25 protein-coding genes are annotated in these 23,804 nt (G+C 56.3%); 16 read left to right on the top strand and 9 right to left on the bottom strand.

The window, feature by feature from the left end; all coding sequences use genetic code 11:
• Positions 1-10 precede the first annotated feature (10 nt).
• Both QTL95_RS21445 and QTL95_RS21450 read left to right on the top strand, forming a co-directional pair.
• Positions 11-970, top strand: coding sequence for a hypothetical protein (locus QTL95_RS21445; protein ID WP_289721930.1), 960 nt, complete (start codon positions 11-13; stop codon positions 968-970).
• Entirely contained in the window at positions 970-1,176 is a 207-nt protein-coding gene (locus tag QTL95_RS21450; protein WP_289721931.1) for a hypothetical protein, read from the top strand. The genes QTL95_RS21445 and QTL95_RS21450 overlap by 1 nt, the downstream gene beginning before the upstream one ends.
• A 919-nt stretch (positions 1,177-2,095) precedes the next feature.
• On the opposite strand, the gene QTL95_RS21455 is transcribed toward QTL95_RS21450, so the two are convergent.
• Together QTL95_RS21455 and QTL95_RS21460 are read right to left on the bottom strand one after the other, a co-directional pair.
• On the bottom strand, positions 2,096-2,329 hold the full coding sequence (locus QTL95_RS21455; protein ID WP_289721932.1) for a hypothetical protein: 234 nt from the start codon (positions 2,327-2,329) through the stop codon (positions 2,096-2,098).
• A gap of 13 nt (positions 2,330-2,342) precedes the next feature.
• Entirely contained in the window at positions 2,343-2,567 is a 225-nt protein-coding gene (locus tag QTL95_RS21460) for a helix-turn-helix domain-containing protein (protein WP_289721933.1), read from the bottom strand.
• Positions 2,568-2,715: 148 nt separating this feature from the next.
• Between QTL95_RS21460 and ku (QTL95_RS21465) the strand changes: the two genes are divergently transcribed.
• The 6 genes from ku (QTL95_RS21465) (at position 2,716) to QTL95_RS21490 (ending at position 7,720) form a co-directional block, all read left to right on the top strand.
• Positions 2,716-3,624 carry a non-homologous end joining protein Ku gene (gene ku / locus QTL95_RS21465; RefSeq protein ID WP_289721934.1) on the top strand — a complete coding sequence of 303 codons (909 nt, stop codon included), beginning with the start codon at positions 2,716-2,718 and terminating at the stop codon, positions 3,622-3,624.
• 11 nt (positions 3,625-3,635) lie between these two features.
• Positions 3,636-4,445, top strand: a complete 810-nt coding sequence (ku, locus tag QTL95_RS21470) for a non-homologous end joining protein Ku (protein WP_289721935.1) — start codon at positions 3,636-3,638, stop codon at positions 4,443-4,445.
• Between the two features lie 594 nt (positions 4,446-5,039).
• Positions 5,040-5,429 carry a helix-turn-helix domain-containing protein gene (locus tag QTL95_RS21475; protein ID WP_289721936.1) on the top strand — a complete coding sequence of 130 codons (390 nt, stop codon included), beginning with the start codon at positions 5,040-5,042 and terminating at the stop codon, positions 5,427-5,429.
• A 415-nt stretch (positions 5,430-5,844) separates the two neighbouring features.
• Complete coding sequence (locus QTL95_RS21480; protein WP_289721937.1) at positions 5,845-6,987, top strand: MFS transporter; 1,143 nt, start codon at positions 5,845-5,847, stop codon at positions 6,985-6,987.
• A gap of 177 nt (positions 6,988-7,164) precedes the next feature.
• A complete protein-coding gene (locus tag QTL95_RS21485) occupies positions 7,165-7,527 on the top strand; it encodes a hypothetical protein (RefSeq protein WP_289721938.1) in 363 nt (120 codons plus the stop codon).
• Complete coding sequence (locus QTL95_RS21490; protein ID WP_289721939.1) at positions 7,517-7,720, top strand: hypothetical protein; 204 nt, start codon at positions 7,517-7,519, stop codon at positions 7,718-7,720. The genes QTL95_RS21485 and QTL95_RS21490 overlap by 11 nt, the downstream gene beginning before the upstream one ends.
• Positions 7,721-8,001: 281 nt before the next feature.
• Here QTL95_RS21490 and QTL95_RS21495 read toward each other — a convergent pair whose 3' ends face one another.
• Complete coding sequence (locus QTL95_RS21495) at positions 8,002-8,316, bottom strand: hypothetical protein (protein WP_289721940.1); 315 nt, start codon at positions 8,314-8,316, stop codon at positions 8,002-8,004.
• A 763-nt stretch (positions 8,317-9,079) separates the two neighbouring features.
• Here QTL95_RS21495 and QTL95_RS21500 point away from each other — a divergent pair.
• A protein-coding gene (locus QTL95_RS21500) for an IS3 family transposase (protein ID WP_289721941.1) occupies positions 9,080-10,269 on the top strand; the annotation gives its coding sequence in 2 pieces (ribosomal slippage) (positions 9,080-9,329 and positions 9,329-10,269; 1,191 coding nt in all).
• A gap of 288 nt (positions 10,270-10,557) precedes the next feature.
• Here QTL95_RS21500 and QTL95_RS21505 read toward each other — a convergent pair.
• Positions 10,558-11,217, bottom strand: coding sequence for a hypothetical protein (locus tag QTL95_RS21505; RefSeq protein ID WP_289721942.1), 660 nt, complete (start codon positions 11,215-11,217; stop codon positions 10,558-10,560).
• Positions 11,218-11,848: 631 nt separating this feature from the next.
• On the opposite strand from QTL95_RS21505, the gene QTL95_RS21510 reads away from it, so the two are divergent.
• Both QTL95_RS21510 and QTL95_RS21515 read left to right on the top strand, forming a co-directional pair.
• The gene (locus tag QTL95_RS21510) at positions 11,849-12,004 is read left to right on the top strand and encodes a hypothetical protein (protein WP_289721943.1); all 156 of its coding nucleotides are present in this window, start codon (positions 11,849-11,851) and stop codon (positions 12,002-12,004) included.
• A 17-nt stretch (positions 12,005-12,021) separates the two neighbouring features.
• Positions 12,022-12,786: an SDR family NAD(P)-dependent oxidoreductase gene (locus QTL95_RS21515; protein WP_289721944.1), complete on the top strand. Its 765-nt coding sequence runs from the start codon at positions 12,022-12,024 to the stop codon at positions 12,784-12,786.
• 573 nt (positions 12,787-13,359) lie between these two features.
• Here QTL95_RS21515 and QTL95_RS21520 read toward each other — a convergent pair.
• The 5 genes from QTL95_RS21520 to QTL95_RS21540 form a co-directional block, all read right to left on the bottom strand.
• Complete coding sequence (locus QTL95_RS21520; protein ID WP_289721945.1) at positions 13,360-15,141, bottom strand: ATP-dependent nuclease; 1,782 nt, start codon at positions 15,139-15,141, stop codon at positions 13,360-13,362.
• Between the two features lie 187 nt (positions 15,142-15,328).
• Positions 15,329-15,982: an HNH endonuclease gene (locus QTL95_RS21525; RefSeq protein WP_289721946.1), complete on the bottom strand. Its 654-nt coding sequence runs from the start codon at positions 15,980-15,982 to the stop codon at positions 15,329-15,331.
• Between the two features lie 175 nt (positions 15,983-16,157).
• Positions 16,158-17,660 (bottom strand): AAA family ATPase, encoded by a 1,503-nt coding sequence (locus QTL95_RS21530; protein ID WP_289721947.1) that lies wholly within the window; start codon positions 17,658-17,660, stop codon positions 16,158-16,160.
• Between the two features lie 289 nt (positions 17,661-17,949).
• Positions 17,950-18,375: a flagellar hook assembly protein FlgD gene (flgD, locus tag QTL95_RS21535; protein ID WP_289721948.1), complete on the bottom strand. Its 426-nt coding sequence runs from the start codon at positions 18,373-18,375 to the stop codon at positions 17,950-17,952.
• Positions 18,376-18,393: 18 nt separating this feature from the next.
• A complete protein-coding gene (locus QTL95_RS21540; protein WP_289721949.1) occupies positions 18,394-18,795 on the bottom strand; it encodes a VOC family protein in 402 nt (133 codons plus the stop codon).
• 303 nt (positions 18,796-19,098) lie between these two features.
• Here QTL95_RS21540 and QTL95_RS21545 point away from each other — a divergent pair, with 303 nt between their 5' ends.
• From QTL95_RS21545 to QTL95_RS21565, 5 genes are all read left to right on the top strand, one after another.
• Complete coding sequence (locus QTL95_RS21545; protein ID WP_289721950.1) at positions 19,099-20,067, top strand: zinc-dependent alcohol dehydrogenase family protein; 969 nt, start codon at positions 19,099-19,101, stop codon at positions 20,065-20,067.
• Between the two features lie 160 nt (positions 20,068-20,227).
• Positions 20,228-20,626 (top strand): MarR family winged helix-turn-helix transcriptional regulator, encoded by a 399-nt coding sequence (locus tag QTL95_RS21550; RefSeq protein ID WP_289721951.1) that lies wholly within the window; start codon positions 20,228-20,230, stop codon positions 20,624-20,626.
• A gap of 126 nt (positions 20,627-20,752) precedes the next feature.
• Entirely contained in the window at positions 20,753-21,256 is a 504-nt protein-coding gene (locus QTL95_RS21555; protein WP_289721952.1) for a hypothetical protein, read from the top strand.
• Positions 21,257-21,627: 371 nt separating this feature from the next.
• Positions 21,628-22,650, top strand: a complete 1,023-nt coding sequence (locus QTL95_RS21560; protein ID WP_289721953.1) for a porin — start codon at positions 21,628-21,630, stop codon at positions 22,648-22,650.
• A gap of 208 nt (positions 22,651-22,858) precedes the next feature.
• Positions 22,859-23,707 carry a DUF2971 domain-containing protein gene (locus QTL95_RS21565; protein ID WP_289721954.1) on the top strand — a complete coding sequence of 283 codons (849 nt, stop codon included), beginning with the start codon at positions 22,859-22,861 and terminating at the stop codon, positions 23,705-23,707.
• Positions 23,708-23,804 lie beyond the last annotated feature (97 nt).

Genomic DNA, 23,804 nt, shown 5'->3' on the forward strand with positions numbered 1-23,804 from the left:
GGGAGTTATAATGGACGTTACAATCAAACCGTTCGCCCGACACATCAGCGACAAACAGATGGAGCTTTTCAAGGCGACAGCGGCACACCCAGAGGGGGGATGGCTTCGCGAGGCGCTGGCAGACCCCGACCTGTTTTTCGGCCTTCGAGACGGACGCGTAGACGTCTACTTTCGCGGACAGGTTATTTATTCCATCGAGATTGGCACTGAGAAGCTCGCGACTTTCACGCACGTGAAGTATCTCGTTCTCGACGGGCCTGCCCCCTACATCAAGATGCAGGACGGAACCTTCACCTACAAGCATGCCCATTTGCACGACGTCTACCGTGACGGCGTTTCGCTCGGGCAGATCAAGTCTGCTGCAAAAGCATATGCTGGGGCGGAAAGCAAAGGCATCTATAAGGCGATCAAACGCGACCCGTCCGTAATCGACGTCGAGATCGCCTTTACTCGCAGCAACGATATTGCGGAGCATAGTTCTCAGGAGCAGGAACGCACCCAGGATCGGGTCGACATGGTTCGACTTACTCCGGCCCGTGACGGCTACGATCTCATCTTTTGGGAGGCCAAGGATTACAGCAACAAGGACTTATTCAACGACAACATTTTCAATCAACTGGCAGCGTACGCTAGGCAGCTGGGTAGGAGGGCGAGTGAACTGAATACCGCCTATCGCAGGGTCTGCCAGTTCCATCTCGACCTTGATGGTCTGCGGAAAAGTCTGGGCTTCCAAGGGGCGTCGGCCGCCCAGTTCGATATGTTCACAGATGTTGCCGGAGACCGTCGCCCGCTGCGCATCATAACCGAACCAAGTCTTTTCGTTTTCGGATTTGACAACGACCAGAAAAACGGGCGCTGGAAGGTCCGGAAGAAGTCAATTGAAGCGGTCATTGGTAGCGATCGCCTCAGGGCCGTCGGGAACCCTAAGGACGGGCTTGGGTCAACGGGCAAGAGCCGGGAAAGCAATTGATGGCAATATCAAACGCGGTTCAGAAGGGACACTACATATACGTCTACGACGAACGCGGTCGGTCGATCTTCGAGAAGCCCGCTGGCAATGGTCCAAAAGACGGTTTGGTCGGCTTCACCGGCTCCTCGGTGAGCATCAGGCGAGGAGCTAACATCTACACCTACGACGACCGCGGCCGCTACATGTTCGAGAAGCACGCGTACTGACACGGAGAGCGGCATGGCGAGATCGCGAAAGAAGGTGCCCTATGTCGGAGCCTGCGCCGACAGTGATCGGCCCAGCAAGAGGCGGGCCCACCACCAAGAACGCCACGCCGTAAGAAACGCGTTGAAGCGGGAAGAAGACATTCCCGCTTCGAAGGCATTCGGCGATCCTTGGAACGGTGACAAAGACGGGAAGGTTTGGCTGGGTTTTGATAACCCCAAAGACCTAAGAAAATAGCTCTCACTTGGTGGCTACTGCTCTCAGCCGATCTGGCCGACCCGGCGGTCGCTCTCAATCGTGCCATGAGCCAAATCTCCGACCATATGCTTGATCCGCAGACCTCGAAATAGTTGCCGAGATGGTTCTTCGACACGAACCCATCGTCGGGAAAACACTTCAGGTGACGGACGAAACAGGCGTTGTGATTACTCTCATACCCTTCGCGTCTGTGTTGCGTCTCGACTGTTGAGGTCTCCTGCACCTTCAACATCCCGATCATCGACGCGCGCACGTTGCTGCGAGCAGAGCCGTGGTCTCTCCAAATGGCCGGAACGGACGCTGGGACCTGTGGAGAAACGGTCCAGGATGACGCGGTTCGCCAAGCGAAGCGGGCATACCTTGTTTAGTGTCGCCCGGCCAGTGGGCGATTTTCGCTATTTCAAAGATGCTAAGGGCCCGTTTTCGAGAGGCTTGCCCCGGTAGCCAGCTTGCTTGAGGACACTTGTCATCCCCGTCTTTCCGTCATCATCCGCACGTTTTCGATGACACACTGCCCTCTACGTCATTTAGGTACATCATCGAAGCGCTACGCCAGTTAACGATCGGCCGGCTAGATGACTGCACACACACAATGATGTCCGAAGAGCGCTCCGGGACGAAAAATGTTGGCGACACTCTTGGGGCCAAGTGACCCCAAAAAGCCTAGTGTATGGCGATTGACGTCGGTGCGTTGCAATGGACGGCCATGCGCCCGACGAATGTTTCGATAAGTGCGGACGTGATCGCTTGTATTGTCACGATCCCACGATTGTAAAAATCGATCCCAGCCGCACCGAGAATCTCGGTCGCGCTGTCGTCCGGTGTCACGTCGTAGTATTCGAACCAGTTCCTGACAGCTTCCGAGACCACTGAAACCGCAGGTTCGCTATCCACCATGACGCGCGATCCCTTAGCGTGGGAATGAATGCGAACGAGGAAGTCCCACCGCAGCCGCGACGCGCGCCAGTTTGCGAGAATCCATGTCCTGCGCGGCCTCAATCGCTTCGATTTCGTCGACGGTGAGACCACAGGTTTCGGCGACATCTTCCAGCGAGTAGCCACGCGCAGCGCGAGCCTTTCTGAGGTCTGCCGCCACCCCTGCCCCCAACCTTTCAGTGCTAATGATCACGTTCATTTTGACCTCCATGCGTTTGGCGCGAGAACGCCGGAAACAGCAACGAGTTCCGTCCATTCAGGCCCGGCAAAAACGATTCGTTTTGATTCGGAACGAATCGCCTCCGTAACGATTGATTCGCGACTCTATAGCAGAGGAGTAATGCGTCATGACGACTGGTCATCGTGCTCAATGGAAGGGTTTCATCAAATTCGGCGAGGTGTCATTCGGAGTGGCACTCTATACCGCTGCGTCGACATCGGACCGCATCACGTTCAACACGATAAACAAAGCGACGGGAAATCGCGTCAATCGTGTTTTCGTCGACAGCGAGACCGAAGAGCTTGTGCCCAAAGAGGGCCAGACCAAAGGCTTTGAGATCGACAACGGCCAGTACATCATCATCGACCCCGAAGAAGTCGCCGCGACGGTCCCTGAGAGCAACAAGACGCTGGAAGTCGAGGCATTCATCCCGTGCTCCGACGTCGACGACGTCTATTTCGATAAGCCCTACTACCTGACGCCAGACAAGATGGGAGGGGAAGGGTTTGCGGCGCTACGCGATGGCATGAAGAAGTCGAAGGTGGCAGCGATCGCAAGGACTATCCTTTTTCGTCGAATGCGAACCGTCCTCATCCGCCCCCACGGGCGGGGGTTGATCGCCACGACGATGAACTACGATTACGAGGTCAGGTCATCCAAGAAGGCGTTTGAAGAGATGCCGAAGATCAAGGTCGAAGGCGAAATGCTCGACCTGGCAAAACACATCATCGCCACGAAGAAGGGTGAGTTCGATCCTTCAGCATTCGAGGACCGCTACGAGGCGGCACTTGCCGAGCTTGTGAAAGCCAAACTCGAAGGCAAATCGCTTCCCAAGCCCAAGAAGGTGGAGGTTTCCAAACCGAACGACCTGCTTGCTGCCCTTCGCGAGAGCGCCGGACTTACGAAGGCGGCTGCCGATAAGCCCAAACGCACCGCTGCAAACGCCAACGCAGGCACAGGCCGCCAGCTGGCCGCGCGCAGAGGGACTTCCAAGGTGGCCGCGTCGAAAGCCGCGCCGCAACGAAAGGCCAGCTAAGGACAATTGCCATGGCACAGAAGTACTATTGGAAAGGCTATCTCAAACTTTCACTGGTCACCTGCCCGGTTGCAATGACGCCGGCTACGAGCGAGAGCGAAAAGGTTCGGTTCCACACCCTCAACAGGGAAACGGGCAATCGGGTCGTTTCGCAATATGTCGATTCAGTCACCGGGAAACCGGTGAAGGATCAGAATGAAGCCAAAGGCTATGCCCGTGGCGAAAACGACTACGTCGTTCTGACGGACGATGACCTTGACGCGGTTGCTCTCGATACCGTTAAAACGATCGATATCGAAAAGTTTGTCCCGGCCGACAGCATCGAATGGATATATCTGGAAAAGCCGCATTACCTGATGCCAAACGACGCGGTCGGCAACGAAGCCTTTGCTGTCATTCGCGATGCTATGAAGGCGGACAAGGTCTTCGGCGTTTCCAAGCTCGTTATCGGCCGACGTGAACGCGCCGTTATCTTGGAGCCTCGCGACCAAGGCATTGTTCTCTGGACGCTGCGCTTCGGTGACGAGGTGCGTCCCGAGGAAAGCTATTTTGAGGACATTGATGACGCGGCGGACCCCGACCTTGTGCCGTTGGTCCAAAAACTTATCAAGAAGAAGTCGGCCAAATGGTCGCCGGAGATGGTCAGCGATCCCATACAAGAGGCGTTGCTGAAACTGATCGCTGAGAAGCGGAAACAGCTCAAACCTAAGAAGTCTGTAAAGGGAAAAAGCGCCACCGCCTCGGCGTCCAATGTCGTTAACATCATGGACGCCCTTCGAAAGAGCGTCGACGCAGAGATCAAAGGCCGGAAGGCCGGGTAAGTCGCAACGAAAGCTGCCCATAATGGGCTGCTTCAGACAATTCGGTGCAGTTGCTTGAGATAGGAGATGATAGCGCCCCTATGTAAGTCTGGACTTGCCTCTCGCCGTGTGTCACGCGCTCCCAAAAAGTTCCGCGCGTCGACAGGATCAACGATGACGATCGTATCCTCCCCCGTGACGTCGATAGCGAAGCCTTCTCGCAATAAGCGATCTACATAGGCCTTAACCAAGTCTTCGTGCATGCGCCCTCCTCGGGATGAGACAGTTGCGAACAGAAGGACAGTGGGCCGCCCTCCCGTTGGTCATCGTAGGAAGGAAGTTCGGTATTCGCCGTGGCCACCCCTCGATCTCGATTTTGAGAATGTTTAGGCGGAGGAAACGTTCCCGAGGCGACACTTCCATTAACGGGTATTTTAAAGGGTCGAGGTCTTCAAAAAGATCGCCGGACAGATTCTGAGGCCAAGGCTTACCATGTGACGTCTACGCATGCGCCTCTTCTGCAGGCGGCGACATCGGCTTAGTGATCGAATCGTCCAAGCGTCTCATTGCTGCGGCAGCTACGGTGCAAACGAGTAGCAACGCAGCAATGTGAACATGCAGAAAGCCTCGGCCCAAGACGACTCGAAGATAGGCAAGCGAATCCGGGAAAGACGCAAGCTTCTCGGGCTGTCACTTGCAGACGTCGGAGCCGAAATCGGAGTCTCGCTTCAACAGGTTCACAAGTACGAGACGGGTTGCAACGCGCTTTGCCCAGCCAAAGTAGTGCAATTCGCACTCGTTCTACGAACCGAGCCCGGTGAGCTTTTCGGACCGGCGCAGATTGCAGAAGAGGCAATCCTGACTCTACCGGAAACGGGCACTTTGGGAACGCCCTTCAATCACACGGCGGAAACCATCGAACTCACGGCTGCCTTCGCGAAGATACGCGATCCTCGTAGGCGGCTCTCGGTGATCGCGTTGGTCGAAACCCTTTCGACTACCTAAGGCGATCGACGTCGATCGATCAACCGGAAACGAGGCCATTATGCTCGAGGCCACCGTTGACTGTCCAACGAAAGTCTCCTAAGCCGCGCCGCCGCGCCTAATCTATAGGGTAGCATCGGGAAGGTACGGTCTGCGATAGGCCGAACCTTCGCCGCCTCTCATCCTCCAACCGATGGCGTTCGCCAATCCAGCGATGTTGTGGTGTCGGCTCCTCGAGCAAAATCAACCAATTCATATTGCGAATAACTGTTATCCGCCGACAAGCCTCGTGATCCGGCTCGTGAAATCGTACGTCAGCGCCGCTACGCGCGCGGGCTTGCGTAGCCTCAAACGCATCGCCCGCGTCAATTACGGAGCCACAATGTCGCCAGCACCCTCGCGATCTCACGCACAATTATCCCTCCTGCTTCTAACAATGAGCACCTTTGTCATCGGCACCGCGGAGTTCGTGGTCATGGGCATCCTGCCCGACGTCGCCGCTGATCTGTCGATATCAATCCCCAAGGCAGGATGGCTCATCACTGCCTACGCGCTTGGGATAGCTTTCGGTGGGCTCTTGTTTTCGCTGATTGCCAGCAAGTTGAAACGCAAGGTAGCGCTGGTGAGCTTGATGGCATTTTTCGCTGCGGCCAACGCAATCTGCGCGTGGGCTCCAGGTTATGAGACATTGATGGTCGCCCGCGTATTGGCTGCTTCAGGCCAAGGGGCATTCTTCGGTATCGGTGCGGTGATGGCGGCGAGCCTCGTGCCTGCAAATCGTCAGGCCTCCGCGGTGGCCATGATGTTTACAGGGCTGACCCTTGCCAACGTCCTCGGTGTTCCACTCGGTACGGCTGTCGGCCATTGGCTCGGATGGCGCGCTCCATTCATCGCGATCACCGTGCTAAGCGTTGTCGGCATGATCGGTTTGGCGTTCGCATTGCCTTCTTCTCACGGCGAGGAAAAGGTCGACGTCCGCTCGGAGGTAATCGCCTTGGCCGATCGCCGCATCTGGATTTCGCTGGCAAGCACCGTGCTCTTCACTATGGCAATCTTCCCGGTATTCACCTACGTCGCCCCCCTGCTCCAGAACGTCTCTGGGCTCTCTTCTGATTGGATCGCAATCACTCTCCTGGTCGTCGGCCTTGGCATGACTCTGGGAAGCTACGTCGGCGGACGCCTATCCGACTGGTCGCTCCAGCGTGCACTCGTCGGCATCCCCGTCGCCATAGCGGTCGCTTCCCTCGCACTTCGTTGGACGACCCCGTTTTTCCTGCCTGGCGAGATCAACTGGTTCGTGTGGGGAGCCGTCACCTTCGCGGCGATCCCCACTCTCCAAGTCAGCGTGATGAGGTTCGGGTCCGGAGCGCCAAACCTGGTGTCCACCCTGAATATCGGGGCATTCAACATCGGCATCGCTCTTGGGGCTCGCGTCGGCGGCGCGGCGCTGGAGAATGGATATCAGCTCCTCGACATCCCGGTCGTAGCGGCTGCGATTGCCCTGCTCGCACTCGTCGGTGTTCTGGCCTCCACAGCGCTCCTGAGAACGTCGCCGAAGTCTGGTCCCGTGACCGCGTAAGCAATACGTCCGCTGCTGTCGATACGAAAGCAGCGGACTTCACGTTCGCCGATCGGGGCTGCGACCCAACGTCAGCTATCGTTGTTTGTCTTCTCCTGCCTCATTCACCAAGATTGTTGACTCCTTCGCAAAAGAGAACATAATAGGAACACTCAATCTTTTGAAGGGATGACGGCGATGACCAAAACGCCGATTGGACAGCCGTGGGCTAACGAAGAAACGGGCACATACTGGGCAAGCCCGAACGAGGTGACGCTCGCAGAGGTCCATCCGCTTCTGATGGCGGTCCTTCTCATGCGCCTGGACTACGCGGACTGGTCTTTGTGTTCGGTGGATGTGTACGACATGGGTTCGGGCGCGCCACTTGGGTCATTCGATATCGGTTTCAATCCAAGGAGCGGTGGAGCGTGCGGTTACTTCAACGCCGTGGGTTTCGAACAGATTATGAGCAAGCCCTTGTGGTTCAATTGCTCCGGCGATGAGAGCGATGTCATCGAGGCATTCTATTTGCTCATGAGGAATGCCGGGCATGTCCAGTAAGTCAGCTCAGGCAGGGGCGACCAGCTATGAAGTCGAAGCCGCCCTCGCCTACCATGACGAGGATGCCAAGGCGACAATCGCGACGCTTCTCGGAGACATCAGGCATCTGCGACTGCAGCTAGCATTGGCCGAGGCAGCGATGAGCCGAGGGTTGACCCGCGGTTGGAAACCGAAATTCGAGCGCGATCTCTGATTAACATGCGACGTCACACCAGCCTTGAAGGAATTTCAAATGAGCGACATCGATCGTCAGACGTTACAACGCGCACCCAAGCTAGTTGCACATAAGTGCCACTGTGGGGACTGGGCTGGCTTTGGCTTCTGCACAGCGGATTCCCAGGATTGGTGGTGCTGGAAACACTACCCTTACAAGACCTCGGCCCGACTAGAGGCGGCGGAAATCGCTGCCAAATTGACGAAAACCGCTGCGTAGCGTGCTTTGACTATGTTGTCATGGGCTGAACGAAACGGTGTTCAAAAGTCGCCGCCAGCCAAGCGCGTTTCCTGTACGATCGCGACGTGCTCACGAAACGCTCGAACCGCTTCGATCGCGTCGTGGCATAGCTCGGCCATGGCGGAGGACACGTCATGGATGCCCACCACCGCTTGACCGTGGCGAACCGATCCAAGATGTACCGATCTCATGACGATCGAAGTCAATTCAAGCTGGGCAACAGTAGAGGCGTAGTGGATTTCGACAACAAGTCGTCGCGTCGCGTCGACGGCCGCAACATAAGTCGCATCAATCGCATTCCGGTTGTCGATGGACATATCTGTTAGTCTGGACATGCGCGTTCTCTCTTTTGCAAACCGGAAGGTAGCTGGATGCACCCTACAGGTCGATTGCGCACGACAACGTTTGGCACGAGAAATGGTTTGAACATTTGTGAAACGATGGCCGGCAACAGAGGCTGCGAACGTCCAAGCAGAGACGCTCTTCGTGCAGGCTTGCGATGTTGCTGTCTTAAATGTCGACGGCTACCGAAATTGCGAGGACCGCCTCGTTCGGTTGCCAAAATGCCACGCCAAGCGATGGAAGCAGAGATGCTTTATGCCACGAGACCGATCAATCGTTGCAGAGCTGATTGTGGCCGCTAAAACTCCCTGGCAGCCAAAGTGGACTAAAAATGCTTCAACGATCTAATAATCGACGGATAGTCCGGAGGTTTTTTCAAGCGGTGGCAACTTGCGCCGCGGCTTTCTCGCTAACGGGCGGCGACGTGCGCGCCCAGACCGCCACTCAGGTCGCGCCTTTCTCACTTGTCGCAGCCGAACTCGACTTGTTGGTGAGTGACGATACAAGAGCGGCGAAGGTTGACGGCATAAGCTACTTCGTAATCGACGACCGTGGCGCTGTGGTGCGTGGGCCCGTCGTTATAGTGAAGGGGTCACCTGCACCTGCTCGTAAGGCGTTCGAGAGAGATTTTCGTGCCGCGATTTTGAAGGCAGCGCCTTTCGACCCACTCAAGGAATATGTTGGCAAAGTTGTGACCTTGCCCCGTTGAAATAATCCATTTTGAAGTAAGCTCTGGCCCATCGAAAGGACCAGAGAATGAAGCGCACACGTTTCACGGACGAACAGATCATTGGCATTCTGAGGGAGCACGAGGCTGGCACGCCGGTCTCGGAGCTTTGCCGCAAGCACGGGGTCAGCGATGCCAGCATCTATAAATGGAAGGCCAAGTTCGGCGGCATGGATGTATCCGAAGCCAAGCGGCTGAAGACGCTGGAAGACGAGAACACCAAGCTGAAGCGGCTCTTGGCGGACGCGATGCTCGACAACGCGGCTTTGAAAGACCTTTTGGGAAAGAAGTGGTGACGCCCGCAGCAAGGCGGAAAGCTGTCGCGCATTTGGTGGGTCACCATGAGATGAGCGAACGGCGGGCGTGTAAAGCCATCGGCTTTTGCCGGATGACGATCCGTTACGAAACCAGGCGCAGCGATGACCATGACCTTCGCGAGCGAATGAAGGCGCTGGCGCATGAACGCCGCCGCTTTGGGTATCGGCGTCTTCATGTGCTGCTCAGGCGGGAGGGTCACCTTGTGAACCACAAGCGGCTCTTCCGGCTCTATCGGGAGGAGAAGCTGACGGTGCGCAAGCGCGGCGGCCGCAAGCGAGCGATCGGCACCCGAGCACCGATGCTGATCCCGCTTGCCGCCAATGATCGCTGGTCACTGGACTTCGTGTCGGATCAACTCACCGATGGTCGCAGGTTCCGGGTGCTGACCGTCGTCGACGATTGCACCAGGGAATGCCTGGCACTCGTCGCCGATACGTCCCTTTCCGGCCTGCGAGTTGCCCGTGAACTGGATCGGATCATCGAGGGACGAGGCAAGCCGAAGATGATCGTCAGCGACAATGGCAGCGAGTTCACCAGCAACGCGATCCTGCAATGGACGGATCGGACCAAGGTGGAATGGCACTACATCGCGCCTGGCAAGCCGATCCAGAACGCCTTCATCGAAAGCTTCAATGGGCGGCTGCGAGACGAGTTCCTGAATGAAACGCTCTTCTCGTCACTGCCCCATGCTCGATCGGCGCTTTTATCTTGGCGCGGCGATTACAACGATCATCGACCACACTCTGGACTTGGCTGGCTGACACCTGCCGAGTTCGCTCAGACAATCAACCCGCGACGTGATGCGGTGCTGCGCAGCCGGAATGGCTCCGCACCGCAACCCGCCGCTACCGCCCCAAATACAGCAACCCAAAACCGCTGGAGCGAACTCAAAACTGGATAAAACTTGGGGGCAAGGTCAGTTCTAGTGCTGCGCTTATCGACGTGCGGCTCTGGTGCGGACGCCTCTTGTGGACATCACATCAAGTCGACCCCACCAAAACTGGTGCAAAGCTGGCGAGACCAGAAATAGGCAAGCCTCTTGGCTCCCGCGAGCCTCTGGACGCTATTTGCCGCTACCACCAGTATCGACTGACCCTGGGATTTGGAAGTCCGCACTTACATCGGGCCGCGTGAGATGAGAAGGCAAGGAAATGCGAACTTCCGTAAACCGCACTCCGCCGTGTACAAGTTACGTTGACGCGCTCTCTGGCGCTGTATTTCGCCCAAATATGGGTGTGACGTTGGATGGTTCCCTCGGAACCTGCCGCGCGGATTGATCCCGCCGTTTCCAGAACTCCTCCATCTCCGATATCTTTGCGGTGAACTCACTGCGAGGGTCGTAGTAATTTGGGCGGCTCGGCAACGGCAACTGGTGCTCATCGCAGATGCGCTCGACGAGGTCCATCGCCCGCAAGCCGAGGCGCGCGAAATCATCTTGTCTGTGCTCGAACAGATCATTGAAGTCCGGCGGCTCGATTTCGATCGACTCCAACGCATCGCGTACGTTTCGTAGCCGGTTCGGTAGCCACCTGATTTCGTCGGCGAGATCGCGGTTTAGAAGCGACCAGTCCGCGTCTTTGGGAAGCACGAGTACGGGATCATCGGAATGAAGGAAGAAGTTCTCTGGTTCGTCGACGTCGTATTCAGGGTAGTCATGAGCCGCGATATAGCAGGCCCCAACGAGGTCATCGATCGCCAGCACCGACTGCATCGCGAGGTCGCGAGTTGCCTCGTCATCTGAACTTCGGAGGACTAACTCACCTTTCGCCCAGAGCCAAGCTCCAATCGACGTCGCGCCGACTAGGGCACCGCCTGCGAAGGTCACTGCAGCTAGTTCGAAAGGGATCATCAGATGTCCTTGAGTGTCAGCTGTGGCTGACCAATAGGAACACGATTCCTGGAAACTGAAAACAAGTTCCCTCATCAAATTTGCATCTGCAGGGCAAAATAGAATGCAAGAATCCAAGTTAAGGCCGTTAAGGACCCCAAAGACAAAATTACAAAACGCAATTGATTTCCAATCGGTAGGAGGCCGTCGTTAACTTGGCTCGGAGGAAATCGTTCACACGAGAGTTCCGATTGCTGGCGATCGGTCTCACCAGATTAGATTGTTCGACCAATCCGAACCAAATTGTTCGGCCGTCCGAACGAGATAGTTCGAATTTCGAAGTAATCTGTGTCCGAATCTTAGGGAGTATCGTCCGAAAATTAGTAAAGTAACGCTGTCTGCCAACCGGATTCGATCGAAGAATCCGGGGGTTAACCTACGTTCGAATTTCCAGAATCTAGGAAGAATACTCCGCACTTCCGTAGACGCAGACTAAACTGGTCTACTCCGGTACGCGCGACCGACACCATGTACATCGTGGACGACGCAACCTGCGAACAAGACCCTCTTCGTTGGCTCTCTTTTGAAGCTTCGGAACCTAAAACACTGTTTAGGCGTTCTTTTTCGCATTTTAATAGGAGTAAAACAGCGCATGTCCACAGGTAACAACGCTCGCCACCGCATGTACGCATTCGTAGCAGCGATTTTCGCAGCCGGGATTGTGATCGCGGGTACCTATGTCATTATGGCTAAGCCAGGCGAGAGCGCAGACAAGCCCGTCTCCGAGGTGGTCAATCCGAACGGCTAGCGAGTGGGAGCGGTATCTTGGGAAAGGTATTCATAACAGGGTCGAACGACGGTCTGGGGCTTGCAGCGGCACGAAGCTTGGCGCGTGCTGGACATGAGGTTGTCCTGCACGCGCGTTCTCAACAAAGGGCTGATGCCGTTTCCCACCTCTTCCCCGACGCCAGTCACGTGGTTATTGGCGATCTGAGCAAAGCCGATCACGTTCGGTCGCTTGCATCGCAGGTGAACGATATCGGTCGCATGGACGCCATCATCCACAATGCAGGTGTCTATTTGCAACCTGACCGAGGCAACACGCCCGAGGGCCATGCGACGACCCTCGCTGTAAATACCCTCGCCCCTTACATGCTAACTGCGCTGATCGAGCGGCCCGAACGCCTTGTTTACCTCAGCAGCGGTATGCATCGGAGCGGTGACGGCTCATTGGCCGACATCGACTGGCAGTCCCGGCAATGGCAGGCAAGCACCGCGTATTCCGAAAGCAAGCTGCATGTGGCTGCCTTGGCACTCGCTGTTGCCAGATTATGGCCAGATACGTTGAGCAACGCCGTTGATCCCGGTTGGGTGCCGACTAAGATGGGCGGTGCAAGCGCGACGGACGATCTTGAGATGGGTCATCAAACTCAAGCGTGGCTTGCGGTTGAGAACGACCGGGACGCAACGACGTCTGGTGGGTACTGGTACCATCGACAACGACAACAGCCCTCGCCTGCTGTAGAGGACGTCCGGTTCCAGGATAGCCTCTTACTGCGCCTCTCGGAAATGACGGGGGTCCGTCTTTAAGCTTATCTGACACGGCCCTCGCCAGCGCGGTGGAAAGGCGGTTAGGGAGCGGCGGGCCAAAGGTCATTTCGCGAGAGGGTTTCCGAACAGATCGGTGGGACGGCGGTCTTTTGCGGAGTTCGGTAGCAGATGCCATCAAGCCAGCGGGCGGCAGCTTCGCGCCGATACTGAAAAACTGAGCGTTGTCGGCACCAGGCTGTCGTGATTCAATCGTCTTACTGATTTGCGGAGGATTGAGTGATGATGGGATGTCAGGCGGCTCCGGCGCAGCTTTTTTAGATTTCTGCATTGATGACCACGTCCCGGCCGAGCACCTGTTGCGTGGTATATACCGTCATCTCGAACTCGATAGCGTTCGCAAGCAGGGCGACCGCAGCACTCGACCGTTTGTGGCCGTTCTCCGGCCTCCGGCCCCGAACCCAAACCGCTATCAAGTTCCGTAACAGTTGCGTCGCGCAGTTTGACAGTACCCGCCTTGGAAAGGGTTCAAGGCCAGTCAGGGAAATTCACGGGATAGTCGAAAGAGTTGCCAGCGGCGCAGACCTGGCAACGCACCGTCGATCAAGAACCCCCTCAGTTTGGGATACCGAAGCGCTGCGGATCGTCGATCCACCGCTTCATCTTGTCAATGAAGCTCCACACGTCGTCATCAGCCGGCGTGAGATAGTCGGCGTCACGTGGATCAGCGCCCATAGCAGTAAACGCATTGAGCAGCCACTGCGTTTTGTTGGCGATCTTGGTGATCCCTCTGACTCCATTAAGCCAACACTCCAACTCACCAGAAGTCACAAAAAACACGCCATAGCGTGCGAACTCTTCAATAAGAGCCTTTGCTTCCTCGCGGTTAGCTTCAGGTAGCGCTTCAATCCCAAGTTTTTTGCACTCTTTCCTGCCCGCATTAGCCATGACTTTTGCCAACTCGTCACGCCGAACCTGCAATGGCTGAAGAACCCCGGCCTCGGCGCTGATTAGTGGCCAGAGATGCGCGAAATCATTGTCCATGAGAACATCGAAATCCATAATGCTTGCCGCGGGCACCCCAAGACTTCTCAAAGGCAAGGCTATGCGCGGAATGGTTTGCCAGTTCTGTGCGTTCAAAAACAAGGCATCTTCAATTCCGCGATGCACACTCACAAGGCGTGCGTTGACCTCATCATAGAACGCTCGGTCCGCGTCGGCTTCGCAGACAAGCACACCTCGGTGAAATAGCCCCCGCATTGCATGCGCGGATCGCAAAAGCGGATTGTTCATGAGTTCTCGGATATGTGCCGGCTCGATAGAACGGCTGGTTGCTCTACCGAAGTCATGGGTTAGCCGAACGATCCTTAGTTCCGGGGCAGTCTGCATGCACCCTAGAAGGAAATCAGAGCTGTGAGTAGCGACCACTAACGTTGCGTCTCGATCACGTGCGGTTTGCGCCAACACGTTGCCGACGCGGCGTGATAAGGTTGGATGCAAGAATGCCTCAGGCTCATCGATGAGTAGGATGCGATCTGGCAAACTCATCACCGCGGACACGAGGCCGACGGATGTTTTGACACCATCTCCGAGATCGCTGAGTAGATCGGCATCTGCATGAAATGCGCGCGCTTCGGTATCAAGCGCTTGTTCCTCCGCCTCAGTCTTCGGTGCACGTTTGCTGAGACGGATACGGAATTGCGTCATACCAGTAGGATCGACAACAAAGAATTTCGCAAACGCATCCTGAGTGAACTTTCTGACTTTCTGCCGGGCGTCTTTATCAAGGAAAAGCGCCCAGAGATGATTTTGCGGCTTCTCCTCAAGTGAGCCCGTTGCCTTCGGGTCTGTGAGTTCAAATCGTGTGCGACCATCCAGTAGGATGGTAAAAAATTTCACAAAGTTATCTCTTACGGATTTGTGAAAATCATGAGAGGCCCAGCCCTCGAACCACTTGCCCGTATGGACGTGAATAAGTAGCTGCTGCTCATTCAGTTTGACGCTTGGTTTCTGGAAGTAAGCATGATCGGCGACTGTCGTATTTCCTGGCGGCGTAGCGATCTCAAACATCTTCATCATCGCTGCGATGCCCTCCCGGTCCGGCAGGGAAAGATCAACGCTGTCTATTACTTGGTACTTATCAATCTCCTTATTCGCACATTTCGCATGTATCTCCCGCAGCGCACGACTTTTGCCGGCATTATTGGGGCCCACAAGGACTGTGACGTTCGGACAATCGATGGTCACAGGAGGTTGACCGGGCACAGGGCCTGCCTTGAATGTCAGTTTGGCGACTTTGAGAACATCTTTCATGGCTACGTTAAACCACACCTCGCTCGACTTCGTCGAGCTGTCATCGGCCGATCCGATAAAGTATGGCCCGGAGTTTTTGATCATCGCCGCTTTGCAACGGGATCGCGACCCGCTGAAAGATCGACCAAAGGGCTGACTTTAGCCAATGTGCGGACAGGCCTGCCAAGCTGTGACTGGTCATAATGGGCACATTACCTCGCACACTTGTGAGTCGGAGAACGTGTCCGGATATTTATGGGGCCATTAAACGGTGTTAGACATTCATCTCTCGTTAGTCGTCCAACAACCAAGTGACTGTCGCTTCCCGATCGGCATCAACCGCACGGTACAAAGCCGTATACCAGCCGTTTATCGGCTCTCCAACGAGCGAGCCCTGAATTTTGTGGTCAAGCGTTCGTCTGACGGTTGCCTCGTCGTGTTGAGCTAAGTCTTCCTTGAGAGCGGTCAAACTGTTTTGAGCGCGAGTGCCGTAACGCTGAGACAGTCCTAAACGATTGAAGTGCCGTTTAAGCTGATCCTTTTCTGCTTCCGAAATGCTCGCATTGATGTCGATCTCATACTTTGCGGCCACTGCCCTGTGTCGGTATTTGAGGGTGACTGACAAAACCGACTGAAGCGACGTCGGCTCGAAAGCTGGATGTATAAAGAGTCTTTCGCCGCCCGGAGCCGCCTTGTAGAATTTCGACTTCTTCCGGTTGCACGTCGCGCATATGTAGATCAGGTTTCGCCCGTGAAGTGCGAACTCCGGGAATTCCTCCTTCGGCAGGTAGTGATCGAGATCGGGATTGGAATCCAGTGTGCAATAGGGGCAAAGATCGGCATGTCGGCTTGGTAGCGAACTCGTCATGGCCGCGAGAAGGCGGTTCATTCCGGCCGTTCGGTTCTCGAAGGCATCAATCAAAGCATCCTTCTCTCCATCAGCCAAGGCGATCGCCACACGTGTGTGAACGTCTGGAGATGCTTGATCGTAAGCGTCGCAAGCGGGAGCGATCAAGTTTGAAAGTGGGGCTAAGCTCAATTGCCTTGCTGGCGTCGTTGCAGCAACAAGGCGGTCGTAGGACGGCACTTGTTCCGCGGAATAGGGTCCAATCTTCCGCACGTTACTCAGCCTCGTCGTCTTGCTCGATTTCGAGCGCGAACAAGTGCGACTGAGCGGGGATGCCCAGCGGATATGGGAAAAGTTCAGCGACACCTTTCGCATCTTTGTGAACGTCGAACAGATCATCGAGCACTGTACGGAAGTCGCGCTCGGCACCTGTCAGGTCGAGCACCTTGCGCGTAAGCTCGCCAAGGTCCTCCCCAAAGCTCTCGAATGTCAGAGGCTTCACCGAGGGCATATTGAGGTTGTTCCTAGTAACCACCCTGACGTATCGACTTGGTATCTGCTGCAGCAAGATCGGAGAATGCGTTGCCACGATCGCATAGGAGTCAAACTCCTCCAGGACCCGATTGAGTGCGTCGACAACACTGCTCAGTAGCCCAGGGTGCAGGTTGGTTTCGGGTTCGTCGATGAGAAGGAGCGCTCCCTCCTCGATGAACCCGACGATATTACTAAAAATCGCAGCGACGAGGCGCTGGCCGGCGCTTAATTGTTTGACCGCCATTTTGCGAGTTTGGTCGTCGTCGGATGTAAGCGCCTCCGCCTGCTGTTGGTCAAACAGGGTCGCAAGGACCTCTACGAGGCGCTCCATACGATCGGATGCAGCGACTGGCTCCAAAGCCTCGGCCAACATTTTGTCGACCTCGTTGGCATTGATGGTTCCATCTCTTGTTCGTAGTCCACAGTACTTGTACGACGCTCGAGACCTATACGCGACCCCACGCGGACGTCTTGCGCTCGTCTCCTTGGGGAGTGGAAATTCGTCGAATACATTGTACGAGATCGTAATGACGCGGCTTACCTTGAGATCGGCAGATACCTTCGCCTTCGGCATAGACTTGATGGTCTCTTCTTCGAAAACCTCGTCGGCCATGCTTTCGAATGCAAGACTCGACAGAAGCTGCGTCTTGCCCGTGCCGTTTCGACCGATGAGAAGCATCGTTCGGTTTGGAAGGCCTCCGTGCCCGCTGAAATCAAATTTCACATCGTGAGCTCCAGCTGCTCCTGGCAACTGCATCCTGAAATCGAAGTTCGGAGGATCGACTTCCACAAACGGCGCATTGATGTAGTACCCACCGCGGTCGAAAGCATGCCGCGATGATACCTCGCGAAGAAAGCTTTCTTCCCAGAGTTCTTGCTTGGTAATGAGATCGCGACGTTCCGGAAATGAGACAATGTCGCCTACAGCATCGAGATAATCGAGCTGAAGATCAGGATGGAGGTCCCTGATGCGGCGATAATAGGCTATGGATTCGCCAAGCGAAGCCACGTTTTTGGGTAACGCCTCAAGAACGGCGGTCGTGTTGGCGCGAAAACCTTTGTTGTCGTGCGCAATCCGCAGAGGCCCCAGATCGATCGCTTCCTTGTCGCTGACATGCAATGTGGCAACGAAGCGCGACCTCCACCCGTAGTCGTTCCAGTTGTCCTGGTAGAGGCCCACAAAAGGGTAATGTAACTCAGCGGTGACGGGTGCCTTGGCAAGTTTGTGTACGACGAATTGCATGAAAAGACTCATTCCACGTATTTATGCAATGTAAAATAGCAGCACCTATCTAAGATCGACAGTGCCAAGGCAGATTTAGGGACATTAACGGTGCAACTAGGCTGTTCACTAGCGGATTTCTTCGGCGCAGTCCTTGATAACCTGTTTCAGTGAGATCGACCGCACTGACCGCGTGTTGAACGACCGGGAAGCGCCCCCCGAAACTAAGCACCGAAAAGGCGACTTATCCGACCTCGCGTCATTCACGGCGGTTGGGACCCGCCGCATCGCGCGGAAACCCCAGCTTGCGCTAGGACTTTTCGGGCGGCTTCGCCGCGACACTAACCCCTGGCCCCATCAGCAACTGCTTCCCATCCTCCAGCGTGGCGATAACGCCGTCCGTGTAGACCTTCACAGAGGCCACGATGCCTTTTGGCCCGTCCTCGTCTGGAGACGACACGTACTTTCCTATGTAGCTCTGGGCGAGCTGAAGGCTCGACATCGACAGCAGAGACTCGAGCTTCGCATTTGACTGGATTTGCTGCTCCACCTGGGAAAAGCTTGCCAGCTGCGACATCTGCTCGCTGGCGTCCATTGGCTGGGTCGGGTCCTGATGCTGTAATTGGGCCACGAGAAGATGGAGGAAGTTGTCGTAATTCAGCGACGCACCCTTCTGGGCGTCGTCGACAGCCGATTTCTGCGCTGGTGCGTTTCGGGCGATCGCATCGACGTTCATGTAAACTCCTTTAGCCGCTCAGCTTGCGAGAGCTTGGGGACGGTTTTCCGTCGCGGCAACGTTGTCATGGCAGACTGCGGACAGATTGTTGCCATCCGGATCGACCACAAACGCGGCATAATGGTTGTCGTGAAACTCAGACCGCAGCATCGGGCTCCCAATGCTGATGGCCCCCGCAGCTAAGGCGTTGTCGAAGAAGTGATCTACGCTTTCGCGGTCCTCTGACCGGAAGGCTATGTTGGCACCGCCAGCGCCGGTTTCGATCTGTACGATCCAGAGTTCAGGAAGGCCGCCCACGCCGAATGCGGCCCCCTCGTCGTTTACGAAAATCTTCAAGTAGCCAAGCGGTGGGAGTACGGCGTCGTAGAAGCGTACGAGCGCTGCCAAGTTCTGTGTTTTCAGTCCAACGTGGTCGAGCATCATGCCCCTCTGTGTTCGTAACAGGCAATTCCGCAGCAGGTTGTAGAGTGATTCTGTACCGATTGGAACATTACTGGTGCCATCGATGTCGACGGACCTGAGGCCGCCAAGAGCTTATTCGTGTGCTGTATAGATCATATGCCCCAATCCCTCCTTCAGAGCGTGGCTAACAAGTCATAACTTGATCAGCACACACCGATCGGCGACTTATGCGCCAGACGGCAGGCAAGCCCGACGTCACGGCATGACAGTCCCGAGGAACTGGAAAACATTCATGGCTGGTGAAGCCATAAGGAGACGGGCATGCGTGGCATTCAGCTTTCTGAGTTCGGCGGAATGGAAAACCTGAAACTGGCGGAGATTCCGGAGCCAGCAGCACCCGGGCAAAATGACGTCCTGCTCGGCATGGAATACGCTCCGATCAACTTCAACGACCTTCTGCTGGTGAGCGGCAAGTTCCCGCGCAGGCCGAGCCTCCCGAGTGCCGTTGGCAACGAAGGCGTTGGCCGCGTACTGGCTACAGGCTCAGACGTGACGACCGTAAAAGTGGGCGACCGCGTCATCCCGCCTCTTTACAGCTATACCTGGCGCGAGCGCATGATTGTCCCCCAAGACGAACTATTTGCGATCCCCGAGAACATCGACCCCAAGCAGGCTGCCATGCTCCGGATTAATCCGCCGACGGCAGCCCTGATGTTGAGCGAGCACGGCAACCTTCGACCGGGCGACTGGGTTGTCCAGAACGCCGCGACCTCCGGTGTCGGAAAATCAGTGATAGCATTCGCGAAGGCCCGTGGCTTCAAAACGATCAATCTGGTGCGCCGCCCAGAGTCTATCGAAGACATCTTGTCCTCCGGCGGCGACATTGCCCTCTTGGACAATGACAAGGCGGTCGAAAAGGTGGCCGACCTCACCAAGGGTGGCTCCGTTCGTCTGGCAATCGACGGCGTCAGCGGTAGGTCAACGGTAAGGCTGCTGGAGATCGTCTCCCAAGGAGCATCGCTTGTTTCGTACGCCTTCTCCAGCGGTGAAGTAGCGATCCAAGCTGATCTGCGACCGCTTTTGCGCAAGGCGGTGAGCCTCTTCGCATTCTATCAGGCTCGCCCCGCCTATGACACTCAAATGCCCACCCTACTTCGCCAGGCCGTCGCCATGGTGAGCGAAGGGACGCTCAAGCTACCTGTAGCAGCGGTTTACCCGATGTCCGATTGGGACGCCGCGCTGGCTCATTTTCAAAAGGGCGGGAAGGTCCTTCTTGATTTGAAATCCTGAAAGGGGCGTGGATTGCGTGGCCAAAAGTGAGATCAGTGGGATGTGGTTGATGCACTCGAAAATCGATCTCGACAAATCGACTCCCGTTGGACACCCGGGCGACTTCCAACGGGATGTCGAAAACTGTCACGTCACCGCGATCCGGAGGGCGTCCCGGAACTTGACACGCATCTACGACAGCAAGCTTGCGCCGATGGGCCTGAAATCGACCCAGAGGACACTGCTTTTACACATTGCCGCCCGACCGGGCATCACCATCACCAAGTTGTCCGCCCTGACTTTGGTGGACAAGTCAGCGCTCAAACGCAACCTCGGTCCAATGCAGCGACAGGGATATGTGACGATCAACGTTTCCCCGGAAGATGCGCGTTCGCGATCCCTTGCGGTGACAGCGAAGGGTCAGGACCTGCTGTCGAAGTCACGTCGTGCTTGGTTGGAAGCACAAGAATTGTATGAGGACTCCGTGGGTATCGACGATGCGCTCGAGATCAAGACGCTAATGAGACTCGTGGCAAACATCAGCGAACCGGGTGTCGAGCGAACGGGCGTTAAAACGTAGAATTGCAGTACTGCCGTCATCCCGTTAGCAGTTGTTAGGTTTTGTCCCGTTTCGGGCCGGGATACTTGAAGTAATATTAAACGCCAGCATCCTGTTAGGAAGATTACTACGTCAGGGGTGGGTGTGATGCGAAGAATATCGCACGACATATTCGAGATACTCTGTGGGCCGACCTCCAATGTCTGCAGTGGACTGTTTGCCTGGGACATCTTGGAGGACCGCCTTCACGGCGATGCTCTGGTGGCGGCTCGATTTGGAATCGACGCGACGGCGCTTGCCAGCGGCATCCCCCTGCTGACCTACCTCGGCCGAATACATAGCGAAGACAAAGGAGAAGCTGCCCATGGCCTACGCGATGCAATAGTGACCGGCCAACCTCAGCACCAGCGGTTCAGGGTGAAAGGCATGGACGGCTCATACGAAACGGTCCTGATGTCGGGGCAGTGTTTCCCTGACAAGGACGGTGTCGCCCGGGTCTACGCAGGGATCATGTACAACGCCTGCGACGAGCCCACAGCTCCTCTCGAACGCCTTTGCGCAAACGCGCTCGACGTCGCCAGGCAAACAGGAAACGAGTTGGTCGGCCGTTACCTCGAACAGGCCCTCAAGCTTCTTGCCAAACCAAACTAGACGGGGTTCCGTCTTTTTACGTGCAGTCCCGGGATATCCGGCAACGGCGTTACAAGCCGCGCGTTCATCGAACGTGCGCATAACTCATATTCGAGTGCAGCCCGTTATCGTTCCTCTCGATCTGCGTCAGAACGGCGCGTCTTCCGACGCAGTACGCGCCGCAAAGCATCAATCACAGCACGTGCTGCCAACGGTACCTCCCCCTTGGTTCACGACGATCAACCCGCGCCCTCACGGGGACGCGGCTGTGGGGGCTTTTGTCGCTTGCTCCGTGGGTTGACGGCCCCGAGCAGGGGTCTGCAACTCAGGGCACGGGCATGCCGAAGGGGGCTGCTCGAAAACGTGCCCCTCTATTAAGGGACGCTTTTGAAATGAACATCCGTTCTATTCTAATCGGCTCGGTAGCCGCTCTGACATCCGTCTCGGGGGCTTACGCCGCCGACGCCGTTGTTGCAGCGGAGCCCGAGGCAGTCGAGTATGTACGCGTCTGCGACGCATACGGCACCGGCTATTTCTACATTCCCGGCTCCGAAACATGCCTCAAGATCGGCGGCTACATCCGTACCGAGGCGCGCTTCGGTCGCGACCGCGCCGGTACGTCGGACTGGGATTTCTGGACCCGTGCACAGGTCGTATTCACATCGAAGAGCGAAACTGAATTTGGCACGCTGACCGGCGTCATCAACCTCCGTACCAACGCGAGCAACGCCTCGAACGCTGGCACCTTCCTGAACGAAGGCTACATCGACATCGCAGGCGTTCGCGCTGGCATGCAGTACAGCTGGTGGGACGACGATCCGAGCGGCGAGACCGATGTCGTGGCAAGCAACTCGACGCGCCACAACTCGCTTCGTTACCAGTATGAGACCGAAAACTTCGCAGCTGGCGTCTCCTTGGATGAACTTGAATACGACAGCGGTTACCGCGGCAAGCCGGGCGAAACCTCCAACAACCTCGGCGTGGCTGGACAGGTCTCTGCCAAGTTCGGCGGAATCAGCGGCTACCTTCTCGGCGGTTACGACACCGATACCGAGGAAGGCGCAATCCGCGCCATCGTCTACGCCGACCTCGGACCCGGCCAGCTCGGCATTTATGGTGTCTGGGCAAGCGGTGCCAACTACTACTACGAAGAGTCCGAGTGGACCGTTGGCGCTCAGTACGTCGCAAAGCTGAACGATAAGTGGGCGATCACCCCCGGCGTACAGTACTTTGGCCACACGCAGCTCGACGCCGACGGCGAAGGCTTCCACGGCGGCGATGCCTGGACAGCTGGCTTAACGATCGACTATGCACTGGCTGACAACCTCAGCACCAAGCTGAGCGTTCAATACCACGACGACGACGAGAAGGATGACCAGGTGTTCGGCTTCCTGCGTCTCCAGCGGAACTTCTAATCGACAATTCTGGCGGCGGCGCTCCATTTCCCGCCGACGCCAGGTTGGGAGGGCGTGTTAGCGTCGTCGCCCTCCCTCCTCTCGCAGTAATAGTTGCTTCGATGTAACAGGCGGAGCAAGCGTCCAGGTCCGCTTGAGTGCTCCGAAAGAACGTTCTATCTGATGCCAGCATTTCCGAGCACCTGATCCGCTTTCGAGGCATTCCTGCATGGCCCACCTGGAATACGAGCCGACAGAACCCCTATACCATTACTGCACCCCAGACGGCTTCCGTGGCATCCTAAAATCCAAGGTTCTCTGGTTTAACGACCTCACGCAGATGAACGACCCCCGCGAACTGGAGCTCGGTCTCGAGCACTTCATCGAGGCGCTCAAATCTGTACGGCATAACGAATATGAGGGTTACAGGGGCTTCTTTCTGTCAATTCTCGCAGCTAGGCTTACCTCGCTGAATCTCAGCCAACAGGCATTCTGCTGCTGCTTCTCGCTCGCGGGAGACGAACTTCCGTTATGGCGGGAATACACGAACCTCGAAGGTCTCTCGATCGGGTTCAGGCCAACAGCAATCAAAGACATCAATGCCAGAGTGCAGAAGGCGAATTACCTCATAGGTCACTCGCTGGAGGCGTTGCGCGCAAAGGTTCTTGAAATCGCCGAACCGTTTGACCCTGATGGGGAGCCAGCCGACGACGCGTTTTGGACGAATGCGTCGGTATCTGCCTACGCATACATCACCGCCGTCAAACACGGCAGCTGGGCGTATGAACGTGAAATTCGGATGATCCACGTTCAGGCGAGAGAAATGCCAGCCTCGTTTCCCGCGGACGACAGCCAGTGGATCATGCCGAGTAAACGCGAAGGTCGACTGGGCGAGGTCAGCTATTTACCCCTTCCGTTTGGCCGCTATCGCGAAGCGGAAAACAAGCATCGTCGGGCCATCGCGAAAGTGATCATCGGCCCAAAATGTGCGCTGACCCGTCAGGACGTCGAGAAACTTCTCTCGGACGACGGCTATACTGGCGTCGAGGTCTTGGAATCGGAGTGCCAGATCAGATAGCCCACCGTGCCTTTTGCCACGGCAAAGTTGATAGCCGCGATCTCAAGTCTCGAATTGTTGCGCCAAACCATTCGCTTCGCTAGTTGTTTTGGGCTCA

The sequence above is a fragment of the Rhizobium sp. S152 genome (genome assembly GCF_030380735.1).
Classification (GTDB): domain Bacteria; phylum Pseudomonadota; class Alphaproteobacteria; order Rhizobiales; family Rhizobiaceae; genus Rhizobium.